Source organism: Providencia zhijiangensis (assembly GCF_030315915.2).
GTDB classification, from domain to species: domain Bacteria; phylum Pseudomonadota; class Gammaproteobacteria; order Enterobacterales; family Enterobacteriaceae; genus Providencia; species Providencia zhijiangensis.
Window position 1 is genome coordinate 3,702,911 of the sequence record NZ_CP135990.1, and the last position, 21,450, is coordinate 3,724,360.

The 21,450-nt window shown below is 37.7% G+C and carries 19 protein-coding genes; 17 read left to right on the plus strand and 2 right to left on the minus strand.

Annotated features, from left to right (window positions below):
- The first annotated feature begins 186 nt into the window (after positions 1-186).
- From QS795_RS17030 to QS795_RS17110, 17 genes are all read left to right on the plus strand, one after another.
- A complete protein-coding gene (locus tag QS795_RS17030; RefSeq protein ID WP_286272332.1) occupies positions 187-798 on the plus strand; it encodes an HAD family hydrolase in 612 nt (203 codons plus the stop codon).
- Positions 799-2,894: 2,096 nt separating this feature from the next.
- Complete coding sequence (locus QS795_RS17035) at positions 2,895-4,034, plus strand: MATE family efflux transporter (RefSeq protein WP_318626662.1); 1,140 nt, start codon at positions 2,895-2,897, stop codon at positions 4,032-4,034.
- Positions 4,031-5,107 (plus strand): glycosyltransferase, encoded by a 1,077-nt coding sequence (locus tag QS795_RS17040; RefSeq protein WP_318626663.1) that lies wholly within the window; start codon positions 4,031-4,033, stop codon positions 5,105-5,107. Before QS795_RS17035 ends, QS795_RS17040 begins: the two co-directional genes overlap by 4 nt.
- Before the next feature lie 7 nt (positions 5,108-5,114).
- Entirely contained in the window at positions 5,115-6,116 is a 1,002-nt protein-coding gene (locus QS795_RS17045; protein WP_318626664.1) for an NAD-dependent epimerase, read from the plus strand.
- A 60-nt stretch (positions 6,117-6,176) separates the two neighbouring features.
- Complete coding sequence (locus QS795_RS17050; RefSeq protein ID WP_318626665.1) at positions 6,177-7,343, plus strand: nucleotide sugar dehydrogenase; 1,167 nt, start codon at positions 6,177-6,179, stop codon at positions 7,341-7,343.
- 53 nt (positions 7,344-7,396) lie between these two features.
- A complete protein-coding gene (locus QS795_RS17055) occupies positions 7,397-8,206 on the plus strand; it encodes a glycosyltransferase (RefSeq protein ID WP_286272868.1) in 810 nt (269 codons plus the stop codon).
- A gap of 16 nt (positions 8,207-8,222) precedes the next feature.
- Positions 8,223-9,377, plus strand: a complete 1,155-nt coding sequence (locus QS795_RS17060; protein WP_286272870.1) for a DegT/DnrJ/EryC1/StrS family aminotransferase — start codon at positions 8,223-8,225, stop codon at positions 9,375-9,377.
- Positions 9,377-9,976 carry a sugar transferase gene (locus tag QS795_RS17065; protein ID WP_318626668.1) on the plus strand — a complete coding sequence of 200 codons (600 nt, stop codon included), beginning with the start codon at positions 9,377-9,379 and terminating at the stop codon, positions 9,974-9,976. Before QS795_RS17060 ends, QS795_RS17065 begins: the two co-directional genes overlap by 1 nt.
- The gene (locus tag QS795_RS17070; RefSeq protein ID WP_001339197.1) at positions 9,916-11,124 is read left to right on the plus strand and encodes an IS4-like element ISVsa5 family transposase; all 1,209 of its coding nucleotides are present in this window, start codon (positions 9,916-9,918) and stop codon (positions 11,122-11,124) included. The genes QS795_RS17065 and QS795_RS17070 overlap by 61 nt, the downstream gene beginning before the upstream one ends.
- Before the next feature lie 212 nt (positions 11,125-11,336).
- A complete protein-coding gene (locus QS795_RS17075) occupies positions 11,337-13,199 on the plus strand; it encodes a polysaccharide biosynthesis protein (protein WP_286272505.1) in 1,863 nt (620 codons plus the stop codon).
- A 35-nt stretch (positions 13,200-13,234) separates the two neighbouring features.
- A complete protein-coding gene (gene galE, locus QS795_RS17080; protein WP_286272507.1) occupies positions 13,235-14,260 on the plus strand; it encodes a UDP-glucose 4-epimerase GalE in 1,026 nt (341 codons plus the stop codon).
- A 323-nt stretch (positions 14,261-14,583) separates the two neighbouring features.
- A complete protein-coding gene (locus QS795_RS17085) occupies positions 14,584-15,732 on the plus strand; it encodes a polysaccharide export protein (RefSeq protein ID WP_286272508.1) in 1,149 nt (382 codons plus the stop codon).
- Between the two features lie 22 nt (positions 15,733-15,754).
- Positions 15,755-16,183, plus strand: a complete 429-nt coding sequence (locus tag QS795_RS17090) for an arsenate reductase/protein-tyrosine-phosphatase family protein (RefSeq protein ID WP_286272557.1) — start codon at positions 15,755-15,757, stop codon at positions 16,181-16,183.
- A gap of 49 nt (positions 16,184-16,232) precedes the next feature.
- Positions 16,233-18,314, plus strand: a complete 2,082-nt coding sequence (locus tag QS795_RS17095; protein WP_286272509.1) for a polysaccharide biosynthesis tyrosine autokinase — start codon at positions 16,233-16,235, stop codon at positions 18,312-18,314.
- A 121-nt stretch (positions 18,315-18,435) separates the two neighbouring features.
- A complete protein-coding gene (trmL, locus tag QS795_RS17100) occupies positions 18,436-18,939 on the plus strand; it encodes a tRNA (uridine(34)/cytosine(34)/5-carboxymethylaminomethyluridine(34)-2'-O)-methyltransferase TrmL (protein ID WP_286272511.1) in 504 nt (167 codons plus the stop codon).
- A gap of 103 nt (positions 18,940-19,042) precedes the next feature.
- Complete coding sequence (locus QS795_RS17105) at positions 19,043-19,297, plus strand: type II toxin-antitoxin system Phd/YefM family antitoxin (RefSeq protein WP_006663215.1); 255 nt, start codon at positions 19,043-19,045, stop codon at positions 19,295-19,297.
- Positions 19,290-19,550, plus strand: coding sequence for a Txe/YoeB family addiction module toxin (locus QS795_RS17110; RefSeq protein WP_154638296.1), 261 nt, complete (start codon positions 19,290-19,292; stop codon positions 19,548-19,550). The genes QS795_RS17105 and QS795_RS17110 overlap by 8 nt, the downstream gene beginning before the upstream one ends.
- A gap of 6 nt (positions 19,551-19,556) precedes the next feature.
- Here the strand turns inward: QS795_RS17110 and cysE are convergent, their stop codons facing one another.
- Positions 19,557-20,378 carry a serine O-acetyltransferase gene (gene cysE / locus QS795_RS17115; protein ID WP_036950776.1) on the minus strand — a complete coding sequence of 274 codons (822 nt, stop codon included), beginning with the start codon at positions 20,376-20,378 and terminating at the stop codon, positions 19,557-19,559.
- 38 nt (positions 20,379-20,416) lie between these two features.
- Complete coding sequence (gpsA, locus tag QS795_RS17120) at positions 20,417-21,445, minus strand: NAD(P)H-dependent glycerol-3-phosphate dehydrogenase (protein ID WP_108479153.1); 1,029 nt, start codon at positions 21,443-21,445, stop codon at positions 20,417-20,419.
- Positions 21,446-21,450 lie beyond the last annotated feature (5 nt).

The following is a 21,450-nucleotide window of genomic DNA, read 5'->3' on the forward strand; positions in this document are numbered from 1 at the left end:
TTTTGATTGATTGTGCTTACGGCACGAGTCAACCGATAAGGGAAGACTATCATAAGCAGTGTTTATCAATTGAGCATTTTTACAAAAAATGCAGTGTTTTCAATTAATAAACACTAAATTTTGAAATTCAATGGCGCTCTGGGACCCGATAACCCAGTGCGGTAGCTATGGGTTAAAATATTCATCATGCGAAAAATTTTACTACTTGATATATGTGGAACTATAACAAAAAAAAATACGACAATTGATTTTATACAGTCTTTAGGGAAAGATCTTCATTGGAGCAAAGTATTATATGGTAGGATTTTATGGCGTTTATTTAAGAATGACTATTTACGACGCCAATATATAAAAATGTTAGCTGGATATTCCCAAGATGAATTATCTGACTTAGCAGAGAAATACATCGAGAACCTTGAACTAGATGATACCATACTTAAATATGTAAGCTATCTTAATTCCGCCAATTTCCATTTAATATTTATTTCTGCCACACTAGATAATATTACATCGGCTCTTTCAAAAAAATTTAATGCTAATGGAATCATATCAAGCAAACTTGAATATGAAAATTCCATATGCACAGGAAAATTATCAAGAGATGTCTTAGATATGAAAGAAAAACATATAGAATCAGATATAATAAACCCAAAGAATTTAACTTGTTTAATCACAGACAATTATGGTGATTATGCTCTCTCTAAAAAATGTACTATTACATTCGCTGTATCCAGAAGTAAGAAATCAGATATGTATTGGTTGAACAAAGAAGTAAATCTTATAAAGAGACATTCCTAATGCTATTGTTTTTCATACCATTTTTATATACATATTTAACCAGATTAAAAAGCTTTTCCGCTTTAATATCTTGGTTCTTTATTTACCCATCACTTTTAGCTTTATATCTTTTTTCTACAACATCGCAGTCACATTGGCAAGTTTTCTTACTTTCAATCATATTGACCTACAATCTATATGAAGTGGGATACATTCAGAATGACGCTGAAACCATAAAAAAGGAAAAATCGCCTACCATACGCTTATCCCCCCCAAAACTCAATTTTTATAAAGATAATAAGTATTATATTTATTCATTCCGGATTTCATTATCTATACTTATATCTATAATACTCTATAATGTATATGAATTATGTCTCTCGTTAATATTTTTCCCTTATTTGATAATATTACTTTACCTTATATATAATAATATTAGAAATCGCTTTAATTTGTTATTCCACTTTTTTTTGGTCATCATGAGATACTCTTCCCCTATTTTACTATCTCTAAACTCAATATCATTAGAAGTAATATTCCAGATTATTTTGCTCTTCCCTTTACTAAACCTAATCGAACGTAGTGGAGAAAAGCGATTTGATTTCAACCTATTGATTAAATTAGTAACATATAGAGCATCCTTTAGAGCCTTATATTACTTTCTTCTATGTGTTTTCTTACTAGTTGCTGCATTAATTAATAACACTAGTCCATATAGCGCATTAATTTTATGTTCTTTTTATATGCTAATATACCGAACCCTATCACCCTTTGCTATTTATATTATTAGAACAGCAAAGAGATATTTCCAATGAAAATACTAATAACTTTCCTCGTAATATTTTCAATTTCAATACTATGCTATGATTTTTTCAAAAAACCCAAACAAGTAATATATAATCTATCTAGCTATTCTCTATTATACGCAACCTTTTACTACGGGATTCCATTTATAAATATAGAGTTTTTATATGATTATTTTCATATAAAAATAACCTCAGAATCTTTAGTTGAATCTAGAGTATATAGTATAAATGCTTTATTTATATTTTTATTGCTATATCTTTTTCTTAGGGGTCGGAACAAGAATATAGCAATAAATAAAGAAAAATACTTATCCTTACCACCTACATTTATACTTGTACTATTAATTTTTTTTTGCACATTAGTTTATATTTATATAATTTCAAATACTGCACCTCAATTGATAGAGAACTACACAAATCGTGTTGCCGCTCATGCTATATACTCGGTATATGAAACAGAGTTTAAAATTATCGTTGTATTTTATCTTAATCTATATTGTATTTATTTACTTTCACTTAGAGATTTTTTTTCAGGTTTTAAACGAATACTAAAATTCACTCCATTGATAGGAATTTTATGTGAGTCACTATCCGGAGGTCGTGACCTTACATTTACCTACATACTATTTATATTTATATTTGGCTCTATTAAGCATGATGATAGAAGAATAAGGTTGCACAGCTTTTTTGTTTTTATCTTAATGATAATACTATTAACTGTACGATACTTGTTAACTAATGATAGCAATCAAAAAGATATAGAATACCATATATATAGTTATCTAGCTGAATTTTACCATACTGCATTTACAACAAGTTATGCTATAGAATATCAACTACATGATTATCATAATGCTTTTTATTATACAATAAACCCAATATTCAAATTTATTAAGCCCTTACTGGATTTTTTCGAGAATAGTTATTCTTTTCCTTGGTATGCAGATAGCATATCACAAAAAATTGGACGAAGCTTTGGCTTCGCCGGTAATATACTAACTGAATCATACTATTATTATGGAACAATTGGCACTTTGCTATACCCGATTATAATTTCCTGTATAATTATAATACATAACAATAGGAAATATGTAGTCACTGGCTTTTTCTTTTTTATCATCATGGCAATAAATTTAAGACATTTTTTCAGAGGTAGTTTTTGGGATGAATATACATCATTAGTAATATGGTTTTTTATATTCAATCTATTATTATTCATGATTTACAATAAAGAAAGATTTTTATACAGAAATGATAAGCTTATATAATATACTAATGAGAGGGTTATCTATCACATCAAAATTTATCTTGATGATCTATTTAAGCAAGGAGTATGGATTAGATGTAATAGGGAAATATGGAATAATTATTTCATCAATTAGCTTTATCGTTTATTTATCTGGAGCTGAACTATATTCAGTACTCATCCCTAGATATGGGAAAAATATAAAGAAAGATAACTTCTATTTTTCTAATCAACTTTGTTTTTCTGTCTTATCTTGTTTAATAATTTTCACTTGTTCTATTTTATTCATTGAAAAAGATTTTTATCTCTTTACAATATTCCTTGTTGCTTTGGTAGAAGTAATTTCCCAAGAGATTTACAGGCTTTTATTAATTAATGGAAAGGCATTTGCATCAAATGTATTAGAATTTATTAAATCTGGCTCATGGGCTTTTTTTTCACTCATATGTATTTATATATACTCATTTAATGACCCTCTTTTTCTAATTTTAGTTTCTTGGTTTATATTTGATGTTATTGGAGTGGTAATTTTTTTAAAGTATTTAAAAAGTAAACAAGGATTGATATTTTCATATCACCATATCCGTTTTAATTTTCTAAGAAATTGTATTCCCCATGCAATCCCTTTATTTTCAGGTGCTATTTTAATTAGAATCACCGTCACATTAGACAAGTTAATTCTCAGTTATTTTACATCTTTAGCAAACGTAGGAGTTTACACATTTTTCGTTAGCATATCTAATGCATTTCAAGCTATTATAGATGCTGGCTATGTAAGCCGAATTTATAAGAGTGTGATACTTTCTTCGTTAAACAACAATATGAGAGATTTTCTCATAACTTTAGCAAGAGTATTATTTATTTGTATAATTTCAATAATTCCGCTATCTATCTCATCATATTTGTTTTTCATGGAATTTAATTTTAATGAATATAAGGAAAATATCGCCCTACTTATCTTGATACTGTTATCCGCAACTTTTTTCTCAGTGAATAATATTATTAAGCTTTTCTTATCTTCAATGAAGAAAACAAAGCCAATATTTATTTCCAGTTTAATTTCATTTATTGCCTTTATCGCTCCTTGCTTTTTTTTATCTCTACACTTATTTCCAGCAAATACTTTGATGTCATTTTGCTTAATATTTTCGTCTCTAACTTACATGATCACGAGCTTAATTTTTATTAAAAGGTATTCTAAATGAATAATTTTTTTCCCGATGCTAACATTCTTATTGATAGCCTAACTCAAGGTGGTGCTGAAAAAGTTGCTATCAATGTATCTAAAGCTTTAGATGCCAAAAGTGTAAATAATCAAATTGTCTCCATGTGTAATATAGATTTTTATCAATCAGATGTTAAAAAAGTATTCTTATCCACGCACAATAATGTTAGTCCTATAAAAAAAATCATCCTTTTGTATAAATTCTTCAACGAATCTCCAGCGACTATACTATCGTTTTCTTTGGATCTATCATTCTATTGTGTTTTATTAAAAAAACTAGGTTTAATAAAAAACAAAATCATTTGCCGATTTATTAATAATCCAACAAAAGAAGTTTCTACTGGTAAGTTTAGTAGAATAAAAAAACGCCTACTTTTTTTTGTTTTAAAAAAATCCGATGTAATTTTATGTCAATCAGACTCTATGTTAGAAACCCTTTTACTTAAGTTTAATTTCCCAAAGGAACGATTAGTCAGAATATATAACCCTGTCTATAAGGCATCGAACCTTACTTGTAAAATAAGAAATGATAACATCCTTAGATTATTATTTGTAGGACGACTAAGTAAACAGAAAAATCTTCAGCATATAATTCTAATAGCAAATGAACTGAAGCTAAGAGATATAAAGTTCATATTTACAATTATTGGAGATGGTGAAGAAAAAGAGATGTTGAAAAATTTAATATCCATCAACGACCTAAGTAGAAATGTGATTCTATTAGGTTCTAAGAATAATATTGCAAAATATTATTTATGGGCTGATGCTACAATACTAACATCCCATTATGAGGGACTACCTAATGTCTTATTAGAGTCTATCTCACATGGAACTCCTTGTGTCAGCTATAACTGTAAATCGGGACCAACTGAGATTATAAAAGAGGGAGTAAATGGATTTATTATTCCAATCTATGATTATAAATTATTAGCCCAAACACTCAATATAAAAACATTACGAAAATTGAAATCAAATTCATTATATAACTCCATAGCTGACTTTCATGTCAATACAGTTATAGAATGCTACATATCACTAATTAAAAAAGTTTGAGTTTAATATGAAATATTTAGTCACGGGAAGTGCCGGGTTTATTGGTTTTAGATTGTGTCAAAGACTGTTAGAAAGTGGGCATGAAGTTATCGGTATCGATAATATGAATGCCTATTATGATAGAGGATTGAAACAGTCTCGACTGCATATTCTTGAACAATATCCGCAGTTCCGGTTTATTCCTCTTGATATCACTGACCGCGAAAAAGTGCTGGTGCTGTGTACTCAAGAGAATTTCGACCGCGTTATCCACCTTGCCGCACAGGCAGGGGTGCGTTACTCATTACAAAACCCATTTGCCTATGCTGATAGCAATCTGAATGGGCATTTGGCGATTTTAGAAGGCTGCCGCCAAGCGAAAGTGAAACACTTGGTGTATGCCTCTTCAAGTTCGGTGTATGGCGTAACCGACAAAATGCCATTCACCACCGACATGTCCACCGATCACCCTATCTCATTGTACGCCGCGACCAAAAAGGCCAATGAGTTAATGGCGCACTCTTATTCGCATCTTTATCAGCTGCCGACGACAGGCTTACGCTTTTTCACTGTGTATGGTCCGTGGGGACGCCCGGATATGGCGCTGTTTAAATTCACCAAAGCTATCTTAGCGGGTGAACCTATCGATGTTTATAATAACGGCGATCTTAGCCGTGATTTCACTTTCATTGATGATATTGTCGAAGGTGTTATCCGTGTTTCAGATATAATTCCGCAAGCAGACCCGCAAAATCGTTCTGATTCGCCAGCGCAAAGCAGCGCACCTTACCGCATTTATAATATTGGTAATGGGCAGCCAGTGAAGCTGATTGATTTTATTTCTGCATTGGAAAATGCGTTAGGAAAAGAAGCCATTAAGAACTTCTTACCGATGCAAGCGGGAGATGTTTATACAACATGGGCAGACACCGAAGACCTGTTTAACGTCACCGGCTATCGCCCACAAGTTTCTATTGAACAGGGTGTTCAGGCATTTGTTGACTGGTATAAATCGTATTATCACCGTTAATACTGACCATCGATATCATAAACCACCTGAAATATCCGCAGAAGGATTTGAGAGGCAAGTTTGAAAATAGCAATCGCAGGTACCGGCTACGTCGGTCTGTCTAACGCCATGTTACTGTCCCAACACCACGAAGTGGTGGCGGTCGATATCATCCCTGAAAAAGTGGCGATGCTTAACAATAAGCAATCCCCGATTATCGATACCGAAATCGAACAGTTTTTAACGGAAAAACAGCTTAATTTCCGTGCAACCGAAGATAAAGTCGAAGCCTATACTGGCGCGCAATACGTGATTGTGGCGACCCCAACAGACTACGACCCAAAAACTAACTACTTCAACACCAATTCAGTGGAATCCGTTATTCATGATGTGAACAAACTGAACCCTGAAGCGACTATTATCGTCAAATCTACTATTCCAGTGGGCTTTACAGAGCGTCTGCGTGAAGAGTTCGGTTACACCAACGTGATTTTCTCCCCAGAATTCTTACGTGAAGGGCGTGCGCTGTGGGATAACCTGTACCCGTCCCGTATCGTGGTGGGAGAACGTTCTGAACGTGCGCAGATTTTCGCTGACTTGCTGTTAGAAGGCGCGATTAAGAAAGATGTACCGGTGCTGTTTACAGACGGGACTGAAGCCGAAGCGGTTAAACTGTTCGCCAACACCTTCTTAGCCATGCGTGTGGCATACTTCAACGAATTAGACACTTACGCAGAAAGCCGTGGTTTGAATGCGCGTCAAATCATTGAAGGGGTTTCTTTAGACCCACGTATCGGCAGCCACTACAATAACCCATCCTTCGGTTATGGCGGCTACTGCTTACCAAAAGACACCAAGCAGTTACTGGCGAACTACGACGATGTACCGAACAACCTAATTAACGCAATTGTCGAATCTAACCGCACGCGTAAAGACTTTATCTCGGATGCGATTATTGCTAAAGCACCGCGTAAAGTGGGTGTGTATCGCTTAGTGATGAAAGCGGGCTCTGATAACTTCCGTGCCTCTGCGGTGCAGGGCGTAATGAAGCGTATCAAAGCCAAAGGGATTGAAGTGGTGGTTTACGAGCCAGTACTCAAAGAAGAAGAGTTCTTCCGCTCGAAAGTTATCCGTGATTTAGAGACCTTCAAAGCAGAAAGCGACATTATTCTGGCAAACCGTATGGTGCCTGAATTGGATGATGTGGCGGATAAAGTCTATACCCGTGACCTGTTTGGTAATGATTAAACCAACTATCTTGCTTGTGGTTTATAATTAATAACTGTTGAAGAAAACTAAAAATGGAAAACATATCAGTATTAATGTCCTTATATGAAAAGGAATCAGCTGATTATTTCGACCTTGCGATTAAAAGTTTATATAACCAAGTATATCCTGCTAAAGAAATTATTCTAGTGTTAGATGGACCTATCACTGCAAGTTTACAAAACATCATCGATAAATGGATTAACATTTTACCGATAAAGGTTATCCCATTGAAAGAAAATCAAGGGCTAGCTAGAGCATTAAATGCAGGGCTCAAACATTGCCAATATGACTATATAGCAAGAATGGATACTGATGATATTTGTACCCCAAACCGCTTTCAAGCTCAAATTGACTTTCTAGAAAAAAATAATGATGTAGATGTTGTTGGCACTTGGATAACAGAAATTGACGAAAATAATCAGGAAATTAGGCCTTGTGTTAAATTTCCTCTATTACATTCTGAATTATTTTCTTTCTTTAGTAAACGTGATCCCTTGGCTCATCCTACAGTCATGTTTAGAAAACGATTTTTTACTAAATCAGGTGAATATCCAACAATTATCCCCATGGGAGAAGACACAGCCCTCTGGTTTTACGGTTTTAAAAATAATTGTAAGTTCGCTAACATTCCAAGTATTGGTGTCAAATTTAGAAGAACATCGGATTTTTATTTCCGCCGAGCAAATAAAGAAAAAACGATGAAATTATTGAAATATAGAGTATTCAAAATAAATAAAGAACTAGGTTATGGAATGAGTTCTAATATTTATGCATTTTTATATGCATTATTAGCGCTTTCACCAACCTTCGTGAAAAAAATAATGTACAGATACCTTCGATAGATTATAAGGACAAATTATGTCATCAAAATTTTTACCATTCTCTTTTCCAGAATTAGGTCAAGAAGAAATCGATGAAGTTGTAGATTCACTAAAAAGTGGTTGGATAACTACTGGTCCCAAAGCAAAACAGTTTGAGCAAGACTTCGCTGAATATCTTGGTGATAATGTACATGCAATCGCAATAAATTCAGCTACTGCGGGTTTACACCTTGCCTTAGAAGCAATTGGTATTGGCCCTGGAGATGAAGTTATTGTCCCTACATATACATTTACTACAACTGCAGAAGTGGTTCGCTATTTAGGTGCAGATCCGGTATTTATCGACTCGTGCGAAGATACCCTTAATATGGATCCTGAAGCATTCAAGCAAGCAATTACCAATAAAACCAAAGCAGTTATTCCTGTCCATTTTGCAGGTCTAGCCTGTAATATGAGCGAAATAATAGCAATCGCACGTAAAAATAATATTAAAGTTATTGAAGATGCAGCGCACTCTTTCCCAACTATCTATAATGGTAAATATATTGGTACATTAGATACAGATGCTACTGTATTCAGCTTTTATGCAAATAAAACAATGACTACGGCTGAAGGTGGAATGTTGGTATCTCATAACGTAGATATTATTAATCGAGCGAAAGTTATGAGACTTCACGGTATAAGCCGAGATGCTTTTGATCGTTATCAATCAAAAACACCAGCTTGGTTTTATGAAGTCATTGAGCCTGGTTTTAAATATAATATGCCTGATATTTCAGCGGCAATTGGTATACATCAATTGAAAAAAATAAATATATTCCAAGCTAAACGCGAAGCTATGGCTGAAATTTATTTTAATGAATTAAAAGAGTTACCTATTATATTACCAGAAAAAGCGCCTGATAATGACCAACATGCATGGCATTTGTTCACCATTCGACTAGATGATTCTGTTAAAATTTCTCGAGATGACTTCATTCTGGAGATGTCAAAGCGAGATATTGGGTGCTCTGTACACTTTATCCCATTACATCGCCATCCAGTTTGGAAGGAAAAGTATAATCTGAAAGCAGAAAATTTCCCTATTGCAGAGAAAGCATTCAATAAGATAGTTTCAATCCCTTTATACACCGCAATGACTCAAGATGATCAATATAGAGTCATCAATGCAATTAAAGAGATTCTGAATTAATGAAAATAATCTATTTTACTACAAAAAGATTATTAGATATTTTAGCCTCAGTTTTGGGGCTAATTATATTATCACCACTTTTTTTATTTATTGCTCTATGGATAAAAAAAGATTCAATTGGTCCTATATTTTTTAGACAAGAACGAGTAGGCCTTCATGGAAAAACATTTTTCATACATAAATTCAGAAGTATGAGAGTAGATACTGAAAAAGTAAGCCAACTCACTATTGGAAATGATGAAAGAATTACTCGTTCAGGGAAATTTATCCGTAAATACAAGCTTGATGAACTCGCACAACTTATCGATGTTTTGTATGGTGATATGAGCCTTGTGGGACCTCGACCTGAAGTACCTAAATACATGGAACAATACCCCATTGAAACAAGAAAAATAATTTTATCCATTAAACCTGGAATTACTGACTTAGCACTGATGAATCCCCTAATGATTTTGGTAAAAATCATTAAGTTAAGGTGGATACACATCTTGTCATATGATCAAATGGTTTCGCGAAAAATCAATAATCAGACAACAAGATGTGCGAACTCGATATTTTACACGACTCTCTTTACCAATTCTGCCCCGAATTACACTTAAAACGACTCAACAGCTTAACGTTGGCTTGCCACGCATTACTTGACTGTAAAACTCTCACTCTTACCGAACTTGGCCGTAACCTGCCAACCAAAGCGAGAACAAAACATAACATCAAACGAATCGACCGATTGTTAGGTAATCGTCACCTCCACAAAGAGCGACTCGCTGTATACCGTTGGCATGCTAGCTTTATCTGTTCGGGCAATACGATGCCCATTGTACTTGTTGACTGGTCTGATATTCGTGAGCAAAAACGACTTATGGTATTGCGAGCTTCAGTCGCACTACACGGTCGTTCTGTTACTCTTTATGAGAAAGCGTTCCCGCTTTCAGAGCAATGTTCAAAGAAAGCTCATGACCAATTTCTAGCCGACCTTGCGAGCATTCTACCGAGTAACACCACACCGCTCATTGTCAGTGATGCTGGCTTTAAAGTGCCATGGTATAAATCCGTTGAGAAGCTGGGTTGGTACTGGTTAAGTCGAGTAAGAGGAAAAGTACAATATGCAGACCTAGGAGCGGAAAACTGGAAACCTATCAGCAACTTACATGATATGTCATCTAGTCACTCAAAGACTTTAGGCTATAAGAGGCTGACTAAAAGCAATCCAATCTCATGCCAAATTCTATTGTATAAATCTCGCTCTAAAGGCCGAAAAAATCAGCGCTCGACACGGACTCATTGTCACCACCCGTCACCTAAAATCTACTCAGCGTCGGCAAAGGAGCCATGGGTTCTAGCAACTAACTTACCTGTTGAAATTCGAACACCCAAACAACTTGTTAATATCTATTCGAAGCGAATGCAGATTGAAGAAACCTTCCGAGACTTGAAAAGTCCTGCCTACGGACTAGGCCTACGCCATAGCCGAACGAGCAGCTCAGAGCGTTTTGATATCATGCTGCTAATCGCCCTGATGCTTCAACTAACATGTTGGCTTGCGGGCGTTCATGCTCAGAAACAAGGTTGGGACAAGCACTTCCAGGCTAACACAGTCAGAAATCGAAACGTACTCTCAACAGTTCGCTTAGGCATGGAAGTTTTGCGGCATTCTGGCTACACAATAACAAGGGAAGACTTACTCGTGGCTGCAACCCTACTAGCTCAAAATTTATTCACACATGGTTACGCTTTGGGGAAATTATGAGGGGATCTCTCAGGACTTAGCATCAATTGCTATGATAAATGAGAATGATATCTTAGCCAAATATGCAGATCCTCACCAAGCATACATTGACGTCATCATGCCTATTAAAGCTAGCTATTATCTAGACTATGCTAAGAAAAACTCCATATTTTTAGATATTAAAATTATTCTTTTAACCATATTGAAAATATTTAAAAGTTAAAATTACCATCATGACAATAAAAAAATTAACACCTAATAGACTTGTAAAATCAATTATCTTAATGCTCTTTGACATTGCTATAATTTATTTTTCATATTGGGCTGCATTCTGGTTAAGACTGGATAGAGAAACTCCTATTACTAGCTATAGTCACTGGTTAATAATTACCATTATTGCATGTATCTCTATTTTATTCTTTATTCGCATTGGTTTTTATCGCGCCGTAATACGATATGTTAATATAAGCATATTACGATGGGCTATTGTTGGAGCTTTCGCGTCTTCATTTTTATTAATTATATTATCTTGGTATCATCAAGCTTTCTTACCAAGAACTGTTCCAATACTTTACTTTTTTCTTCTAGCTGTATTATTAGCAGGCTCACGTATTTTCTATCGTAATTTTCTTCATCATTTCAAGAACAAAGGAATTCCTGTTATTATCTATGGTGCCGGTGAAACAGGACGCCAATTAGTTCCTATCTTAAAAGAGCATAGAGAATTAAATCCAGTTTGCTATATAGATGATGCTCCTATAAAGAAAAAACACATTATTCAAGGGATTAAAGTTCATTCCATTGATGATATTGAGAAATTAATTTCTAGATATCATGTCAAAAAAATATTACTTGCTATGCCTAGAATTAATCCGCATAGAAAAAAAGAAATTTTACAAAGACTCGAAGAATCTAATTGCGAGATCCTCAGCACTCCTGATTTTAATGATATCGTAAATGGTGTAGCTAAACTTAGTTCACTAAAGCGTGTATCTATTACAGATTTGCTCGGTAGAAAGCAAGTATCCCCTATTCCAGAGTTATTAGAAAAAAATATTCTTGAGAAGAATATATTAATAACAGGTGCTGGTGGTTCCATTGGTTCTGAGCTTTGCAGGAAGATTAAGTCACAGAGCCCTAACTTAATGGTTCTTTATGAGATGTCTGAGTTCGCTTTATATTCCATACATAAAGAATTATCCGCTATTGTTAATACAAATACAGTTATCATTCCTATTTTGGGTGATGTTAAAAACAAAAGTAAAATAATCCAACTAATTTCAAAGTATAACATTAATACAATTTATCATGCGGCTGCATATAAACACGTTCCTTTAGTCGAATACAATATTATTGAAGGAATTAAAAATAATATCTTCGGTACATTATCTGTAGCTGAAGCTGCAAATGAGTGTAATGTTGAGAAATTCGTTTTAATCTCAACTGATAAAGCGGTACGTCCTACAAATATCATGGGAGCAACAAAACGTTTTGCAGAGCTAATACTGCAAGCTCTTGCAGATCGAGGATCAAATACTCAATATTCAATGGTTAGGTTTGGTAATGTTTTAGGCTCTTCAGGTTCAGTTGTTCCTTTATTTGAAAAACAAATTGCTAATGGTGGCCCTATTACATTAACCCATAAAAATATCACGCGATATTTTATGACTATACCGGAAGCTGCATCATTAGTTATCCAAGCAGGTGCCATGGGTAAAAATGGTGATGTTTTTGTTCTTGATATGGGCGAGCCTGTAAGAATATTTGATTTAGCAACAAAAATGGTAAAACTTTCTGGTCTGACTTTAAAAGACGAATTACACCAAGATGGTGATATTGAAATTAAGGTTACAGGGCTACGACCTGGTGAAAAACTTTATGAAGAACTTTTAATTACAGACAATATATTAAAGACAACTCATCCATTAATTATGAGTGCAAATGAAAAATACCTCGTATGGGAAGAGTTAGAAAAAATAATCAGCGAGTTACAATTAAATTGCCAATCAAATAATTTATCAGCTCTTAGAGATTTATTGATAGCATCTCCTTTAGATTTTACACCTAAAGATGAGATATGTGATTTCTTAAAATAGATACTGTACTGATAGCCAAATATCAAGGTAAATAAATGAGCAACAATTATGTATTAGTCACTGGCGGTCTTGGCTATATCGGCAGCCATACCTGTGTGCAAATGATCCAACAAGGTATTCAGCCGATTATTTTAGATAATCTTCATAATGCCAACCTTGAAGTGCTTAATCGCATTGAAACTATCACGGGAACTAAACCGACGTTTTATCAAGGTGATGTGCGCGACAAAAGCATTTTGGACACCATTTTTGCTCAGCATTCCATTAGCTCGGTGATCCACTTTGCGGGCTTAAAAGCAGTAGGTGAATCTGTTGAAAAACCGATTGAATACTATGATGTGAATGTGAATGGCACTTTGGTTTTAGTGCAAAGCATGCGTCAGGCGGGTGTTAAAAGCTTAATTTTTAGCTCCTCTGCGACAGTGTATGGTGAACCTGAACATACCCCGTTAACTGAAGAATCCTCTGTCGGAAATACCAATAGCCCATATGGCACGAGCAAATATATGGTTGAGCGTATTTTAACTGACCTCAGTATCTCTGATAGCGAATGGTCAATTTCCTTACTACGCTACTTCAACCCAGTTGGTGCACATAATTCCGGATTGATGGGTGAAGACCCGAATGGTATTCCAAATAACCTGACCCCGTTTATTGCACAAGTGGCTGTCGGTCGCCGTAAAGAACTCGCTGTATTCGGCGGGGACTATGCCACCAAAGACGGTACAGGCGTCCGCGATTATATCCATGTGATGGACTTAGCTGATGGGCATATTGCTGCGTTAAATCACATGAACAAAGGCTCAGGGCTTTATATCTATAATCTGGGTACAGGTACCGGAACCAGCGTGCTGGAAGTGATCGCTGCTTTTGAAAAAGCCGTTGGCAAGCCAATCCCTTATAAGATTGCTGAACGTCGTGCAGGAGATATTGCTGAATATTGGTCAACTCCAGCAAAAGCAGAGCGCGAGCTTGGTTGGAAAGCCAAATATAACATTCAGGATATGGCCGATGATGTATGGCGCTGGCAATCTATGAATCCTAACGGTTATCAAAGCTAAATCATTCTTTATATAGCATCAATTAGGCGAGCCACCGGCTCGCTTTTTTATTTTTTACATCCTCAAACTCTATTCTCACCGCACTATTAACCTACTCACTCCCTGACTCGCTCTCTACCCCTATAGCCCCCTTCTATCATTCACAAAACATTCCCCACATCAATATCATTTTTTGTTTTATTATATTTTAATATAACATCGATTTTTGGATGAATTATTTGGTTTTTTATTTAAAACTAAACTATTATCCCGCACAAACTTTGTATTGCGTAACTTCGATTGCTAAAAATTACCATTATCCATCCTGATGTAGGGCTATTATCATGTTCAGTAAATTCCTCATGACTATCACAATGAGCATCCTCGTTTCTGGATGCCATCTCACCCCGGGAACCTATATTTCCACATCAGGAAAAAGGGTTATTGATACTGGTAAGCAAGATATCAACCAACTTGTGGATATTTACCCTATCTCCCCTAAGCTGCTAAGTGAAATGCAGGTTGCCCCTGTAATCGCCAAATCTAATTCCCAGCTTGAAGCGCAGCTAGCCGGTTATGACTACCGTGTTGGCGTGGGTGATGTGCTGGCGATTACCGTATGGAATCACCCTGAACTCACTATTCCTGCGGGCGCCTATCGCAGCGCTGCGGATTCAGGAAACTGGGTTCACGCGGATGGCACCATTTATTATCCCTATATTGGAAAAGTCCCCGTTCTCGGTAAAACAATAAGTGAAATCAGGAGATTGGTCAGCACCCGACTGGCCGCCTACCTTGAAGCACCACAAATCGATGTTAGCATTGCTGCCTTTCGCTCACAAAAAATCTATGTGTCTGGCGAAATTGCCAAACCAGGTTCCTTGCCCATCACCAATGTCCCTCTCACTATTTTGGAAGCCTTTAATACCGCAGGCGGGTTAACCCAAAAGGCGGACTGGGATAATGTGATCCTCACCCGCGGGGGGAAAGAGATAAAAATCTCGCTGCAATCGTTAATCCAATACGGCGATTTAACCCAAAACTACTTAATGCTATCCGGCGATGTTCTCTATGTTCCCCGTAATGATGCGCAAAAGGTCTTTGTGATGGGGGAAGTTGGGCAGCCATCAACATTGACTATCGACCGTGCAGGCATGAGCATCACTGAAGCGCTAAGTAAAACCAATGGACTCAGCCAAACTACCGCAAGTGCGACAGGGATTTTTGTCATCCGCTCAACGCATAAACCCGTACCAATGGTCGGTTCTGAAGACGAACAATCCCCCGCCAAAATGGCAGCAATTTATCAGCTTGACCTCTCCGATGCGACGTCACTCGTGATGGGAACTGAATTTAAATTACAACCTTATGACCTTGTTTATGTGACAGCCGCGCCCGTTGTTCGGTGGAACCGTTTAATCACCCAATTGCTGCCAACCATCGCCTCATACAACCAGCTTGCCGAAGGGACTAAGCGTATTTATGCATGGTAATTTTATTTTTAATCAAATGCTTATGTTCAATAATATTCTTATCGTGTGCATGGGAAACATCTGCAGGTCACCCACCGCAGAGCGTTTAATGCAAGGGCTTTTCCCCCAAAAAAAGATCCACTCCGCAGGCCTGATTGCACAGGAAAATCAACCTGTTGATGCTCAAGCTCGCCATATAGCAAACAACCATCACCTCTCTTTGGAGGAAAATCGTTCTCGTCGTTTGAGCGAGCATTTATGCCAGATGGCAGACTTGATCCTCGTAATGGAAAACGACCATACCCAAAAACTTTATCGGCAGTTTCCGCAAACCCGAGGCAAAGTCATGCTATTTGGTGAATGGCTAGATAAAACCGAAATCCCCGATCCTTATAAACATAGCGAAGAGATGTTTGAGCATGTTTATCAGCTTATGGAAAAAGCAGCTGGCTCATGGCAAGGAAAGATTTAGCCTCTATTTGAGCTTATTTAAAAACTAACCCTATGAACCAATTATTTATATGAACAATACAGAAAAAAAACATTCGCCGAACACCGATGAAATCGACTTACTCGCCATATTAAAAACACTGAAATCTAACGCGCTAACGATAGCGGCGTTTACCATTGTCACCATTTTAAGTGCCGGAGTGTATTGCTGGCTCGCTTCCCCTATTTACCAAGCAAATGCCACATTGCAATACGATAAGGTCAATCAAGCATCACTATTAGAAAAAATGAATGATGGAATACTTTTTGGCGGCAATAACGGGCAAATCGATTCAGAAATTGAAGTCATTAAATCCAGAATGGTGTTAGGCAAAACAGTGTCAGACTTGAATTTAGATATTCAAATTTTGCCTTCAAAGATATTCTCCAGATTTCTAAGTGGTGCTCCCGTTGTTCATATTACAGAGTACCAATTACCCCCAGATTTAATCGGCCAACCCGCCACTTTAACCTTTTTAGATGATCACCAATATACGTTGGCTCTTGCCGACCAAATTTATCATGGGCAAATTGGTACCACGTTAAAGCAAGGAGAAATTCACTTATTAATTGATTCATTTACAGCTCAAAGTGGGGAAAAACTGAGCTTAATAAAAAATGATCGTTATTCTGCTATCGAAAATTTGCGACACCGTCTCAGTATGAATGAAGCCAGTAAAGGCTCTGGCATCATTAACTTAACCATTAAAGGGACAAATCAGCGAGAAAATATCGAGATTTTGGATAATGTAATTCAAAATTATATTAACCAGAATAGAGAACATCGAAAACAAGCCACAAACAATACGTTGATTTTTCTAGATAACTACATACCAAAAGTAAAAAATAAACTCGACCATTATGAAAATCAGTTAAATACGTTTCGTAAACAAAATGAGTCTATTGACCTAACACTAGAGGCCAAATCCGCGCTTGAGAGTGCACTGCATATAGAAGAAAAGCTAAATGAGCTGACTTTTAAAGAAGTGGAGCTTCAACAACGATATACCCGTAGCCACCCGACTTATCAATCCTTACTCGATAAACGCCAAAAGTTGTTACTCGAGAAAGAAAAAGCCGGTAAAAACATTCAACAACTGCCAAACACCCAGCAGCAAATTATTCGTTTAACTCGCGATGTTGAATCCGAGCAAGCTATTTATAATCAGTTGGTGGCCAAGCAGCGCGAACTCAGCGTATTAAATTCAGGGATCACTGCCGATGTGCGAATTATTGACTCTGCGGAGTCTTACCCCATGGCCATCGCTCCCAAGAAAAACTTAATCATGGTGCTGGCCTCCTTATTGGGTCTCATGATGGGTTGCGCCTTTGTGATCGGGAAAGAGCTTCTCAATAATAAAATTAAGAACACGGAAGATCTCGAGGTACTAGGCCTCCGCGTTTATGCCACTGTGCCATTCTCGTTGGATGAAAAAAAATCACGGTATCGCGAGAATAAAAAGCCCCTATCCATTGAAAATCCAGCAGATATGGCAATAGAATCCATTCGTTCATTAAGAACAAGTGTCTATTTCTCTGTAATGAATCAAGACAACAATATTGTGATGGTGACAAGCTCATCCCCAAATGTAGGAAAAAGTTTTATCACTGCGAATATGGCGGTCGTCCTCGCCAATGCAGGTAAAAAAATTCTGCTTATCGATACTGATTTACGCAAAGGGCATATCCATAAAACATTTGGATTAGAAAATAAATCCGGGCTTTCAGAGTTTTTATCTCAACACAGTGGAGATTCAGTCTCAAAGCATCATCAAGTTATTGAAAATTTGGATGTTATTAGTCGAGGAAAAAGTAGCATGCACTCTTCAGAACTGCTGATGAGCGAGCAATTTAAGCATTTATTGGACTCAGTTAAACATCAATATGACATGGTTCTGCTGGATACTGCGCCCATTTTTGCGATTACCGATCCGGCTATCATCGGGAAATATGCTGGTACATCGCTCTTAGTTGCCTATTATGGCGTGAATACCGTGAAAGAAATTGAACGCGCACTGAAACATTTCAAGCAAAATAACATTGAAATTACTGGCGCCATTCTTAATGGCATTGATGAAAAGTCTGACGACTATCATTATGTCTACCAATATTAATAGAATGGTGAGCCACCCGCTCGCCTTTCATTCTCATATCGACACAACTAATGCATCTTTCCAAATTTGCGCGTAAACTCTGCATCATCTTTTTTCATCCCGACCAATAGCCGTTAACGTTATGCCACATATTGTTTTATTCGAACCTGAAATCCCACCCAATACTGGGAATATCATCCGCTTATGCGCCAATACAGGCTTTAGTCTGCACCTGATCCATCCCCTCGGTTTTACTTGGGATGACAAACGCTTACGTCGTGCAGGGTTAGATTACAGCGAGTTTGTGGATATCAAACATCATCATAACTATTGCGCATTCTTAGAAAGTGAAGGGTTAAATCCTGATAATAATCAATCGCCAACAGGCGCTCGTGTGTTTGCGTTAACTACCAAAGGCAAACCAAGCCATAGCAATGTGAGCTATCGGGAAGATGATTATTTGATGTTTGGACCAGAAACCCGCGGCCTACCGCCGTATGTTCTCGATAATATGCCAATCGAGCAGAAAATTCGTATCCCGATGCTGGCTGAAAGCCGCAGCATGAACCTATCTAACTCGGTCGCCGTTGTGGTTTTCGAAACTTGGCGCCAGCTTGGGTACCCGGGTGCGCTGCTGAAAGACTAGCTTAGCTTGCTTATCCCGCTTGCTAGATTTAGAACAAATCTTGAACATCTTTTAAGTTGCTGCTAGACTTGTACAATAAATAGTACAAGACAGGTATCATACAATGAAAACCATTTCCTTTAGCGATGCTAGAAGCAATTTGAAAGCAGTGCTTGATAGAGTTGTTGATGATATGGATACGACGATTATAACCCGCCGTGATTCTGAAGCGGCTGTAGTTATGTCCTTGGAATACTACAATAGTTTAATGGAAACCATCTATCTATTGCGCTCTCCTGCAAATGCAGAGCATCTCAACAAGTCTATCGAGCAATTTAAAGCGGGTAAGATTTCAGAGAGAAAGCTAATCAATGAGTAGACTACTAACATGGACGGATCAAGCTTGGGAAGATTATCTATACTGGCAAAGCCAAGATAAAAAGACATTAAAGCGGATAAATAAACTCATTGAAGACACGAAAAGAACGCCATTCAGCGGTATAGGTAAACCAGAGCCACTAAAAGAAAACTTAGCTGGCTTCTGGTCTCGTAGAATAGATGAAACAAACAGGCTAGTTTATGCAATCGAAAATACCGCATTAGTTATCATTGCCTGCCGCTATCACTACTAACTTTATTTAAATCCCATCCCCGCCTTCAAAACCATCAACGTTACCATTAAAGTTTTGATCCATCTCCAGCGATGGCTTATCGCTTGTTGGCTTACCGACAATACGCGCAGGAACTCCCGCCACTGTCGTATGAGGAGGAACTGGGTGCAGCACTACAGAGCCCGCACCAATTTTTGCGCCGCGACCAATTTCAATATTGCCCAGAATTTTAGCACCAGCGCCAATCATCACCCCTTCACGTACTTTAGGATGACGGTCGCCACAGGTTTTACCAGTACCGCCTAGCGTAACAGACTGAAGAATAGACACATCATTTTCGACAATCGCCGTCTCACCAATCACGATCCCCGTCGCGTGGTCGAGCATAATCCCGCAGCCAATACGAGCAGCAGGGTGGATATCGACCCCAAAAGAGACAGAAATTTGGTTTTGCAGATAAACGGCCAACGCTTTACGCCCTTCACCCCATAACCAATGCCCAATACGATAGGCTTGTAGGGCGTGAAAACCTTTCAAATACAGCAGTGGCGTGGAATATTTATCAACCGCAGGGTCTCGTAAACGAACAGCAGAAAGATCCATCGCCGCAGAGAAAATCATCTGCTCATCATTACGATAGGCTTCTTCCACAATTTCGCGGACTTCCATTGCGGGCATAATTGGCGAACTCAACTTATTCGCCAACATATAGCTAAGCGCACTGCCGAGATTGTCATGCTTCAGTAATGTCGCGTTAAAAAAACTGGCAAGTAAAGGCTCACAGTCAGCAAGCGCCTTGGCTTCTTCCTTAATGTAACCCCAAATTCTATCCAGTTCTTCACGCGACATAATGGCTCTCTTCTATATTATTATTAGCTTGATTATTATTAGCTTGGTAATTTAGGCATATCTGCAATTTCATCTTTAGTTGCGCGCCCGAGCAAGGCTTGGGAGGCTTCTAACACATTTTTATTGCAGTAGAGAATTTGATAAATCTGTTCCGTGATTGGCATTTCAACACCGGCACGCTCCGCAAGGGCTTTCACCTCTTTGGTATTGCGATAACCTTCAACCACTTGCCCAATCTCTTTTTCCGCCTCTTCCACACTGACACCATTTCCCAGCATCATACCGAAACGGCGGTTACGGGATTGGTTGTCAGTGCAGGTTAACACTAGGTCGCCAAGTCCTGCCATACCCATAAATGTGGATGGATCCGCGCCCAGTGATACACCTAAGCGACTCATTTCAGCTAAGCCTCGGGTGATCAACGCTGTACGTGCGTTTGCACCGAAGCCCATACCATCGGAGATCCCAGCGCCAATCGCAATGACGTTTTTCACTGCGCCACCAAGTTGCACACCAATCATGTCAGGGTTTTTATAGACACGGAAACTTTTGCCGCAATGGAATAATTTTTGTAAATCATCACCAAATTGGCTATCTGATGCCGCGACTGAAATAGCCGTAGGGAGACCTGCCGCAAGCTCTTTTGCGAAAGTAGGCCCAGAAAGCACCGCCAGAGGAATTTCGTTTCCTAATACCTCACGCGCTACATCTTGCAACAAACGTCCGGTATCTCTCTCTAACCCTTTGGTTGCCCAAATAATGCGGGAGCCCGCTTTTAGATACGGTTTGATTTGCTTGAGTACATCACCAAATACATGGCTAGGTACCACAATCAAGATATTCAGGCTCGCTTCAACGGCGCTTTTTAAGTCCGTTTCGAGAGATAAACTATCAGGGAAAGAAACACCAGGTAAAAATGCCTGATTGCTACGTTCTTGGTTTAATTTACGGATGTGTGCTGGGTCATGCCCCCACAACACCACCTGATGGCCATTACGTGCAAGGGTAATGGCTAAAGCGGTGCCGTACGAGCCGGCACCGATCACTGTCATTGAAGCAGTATTCATTAAGC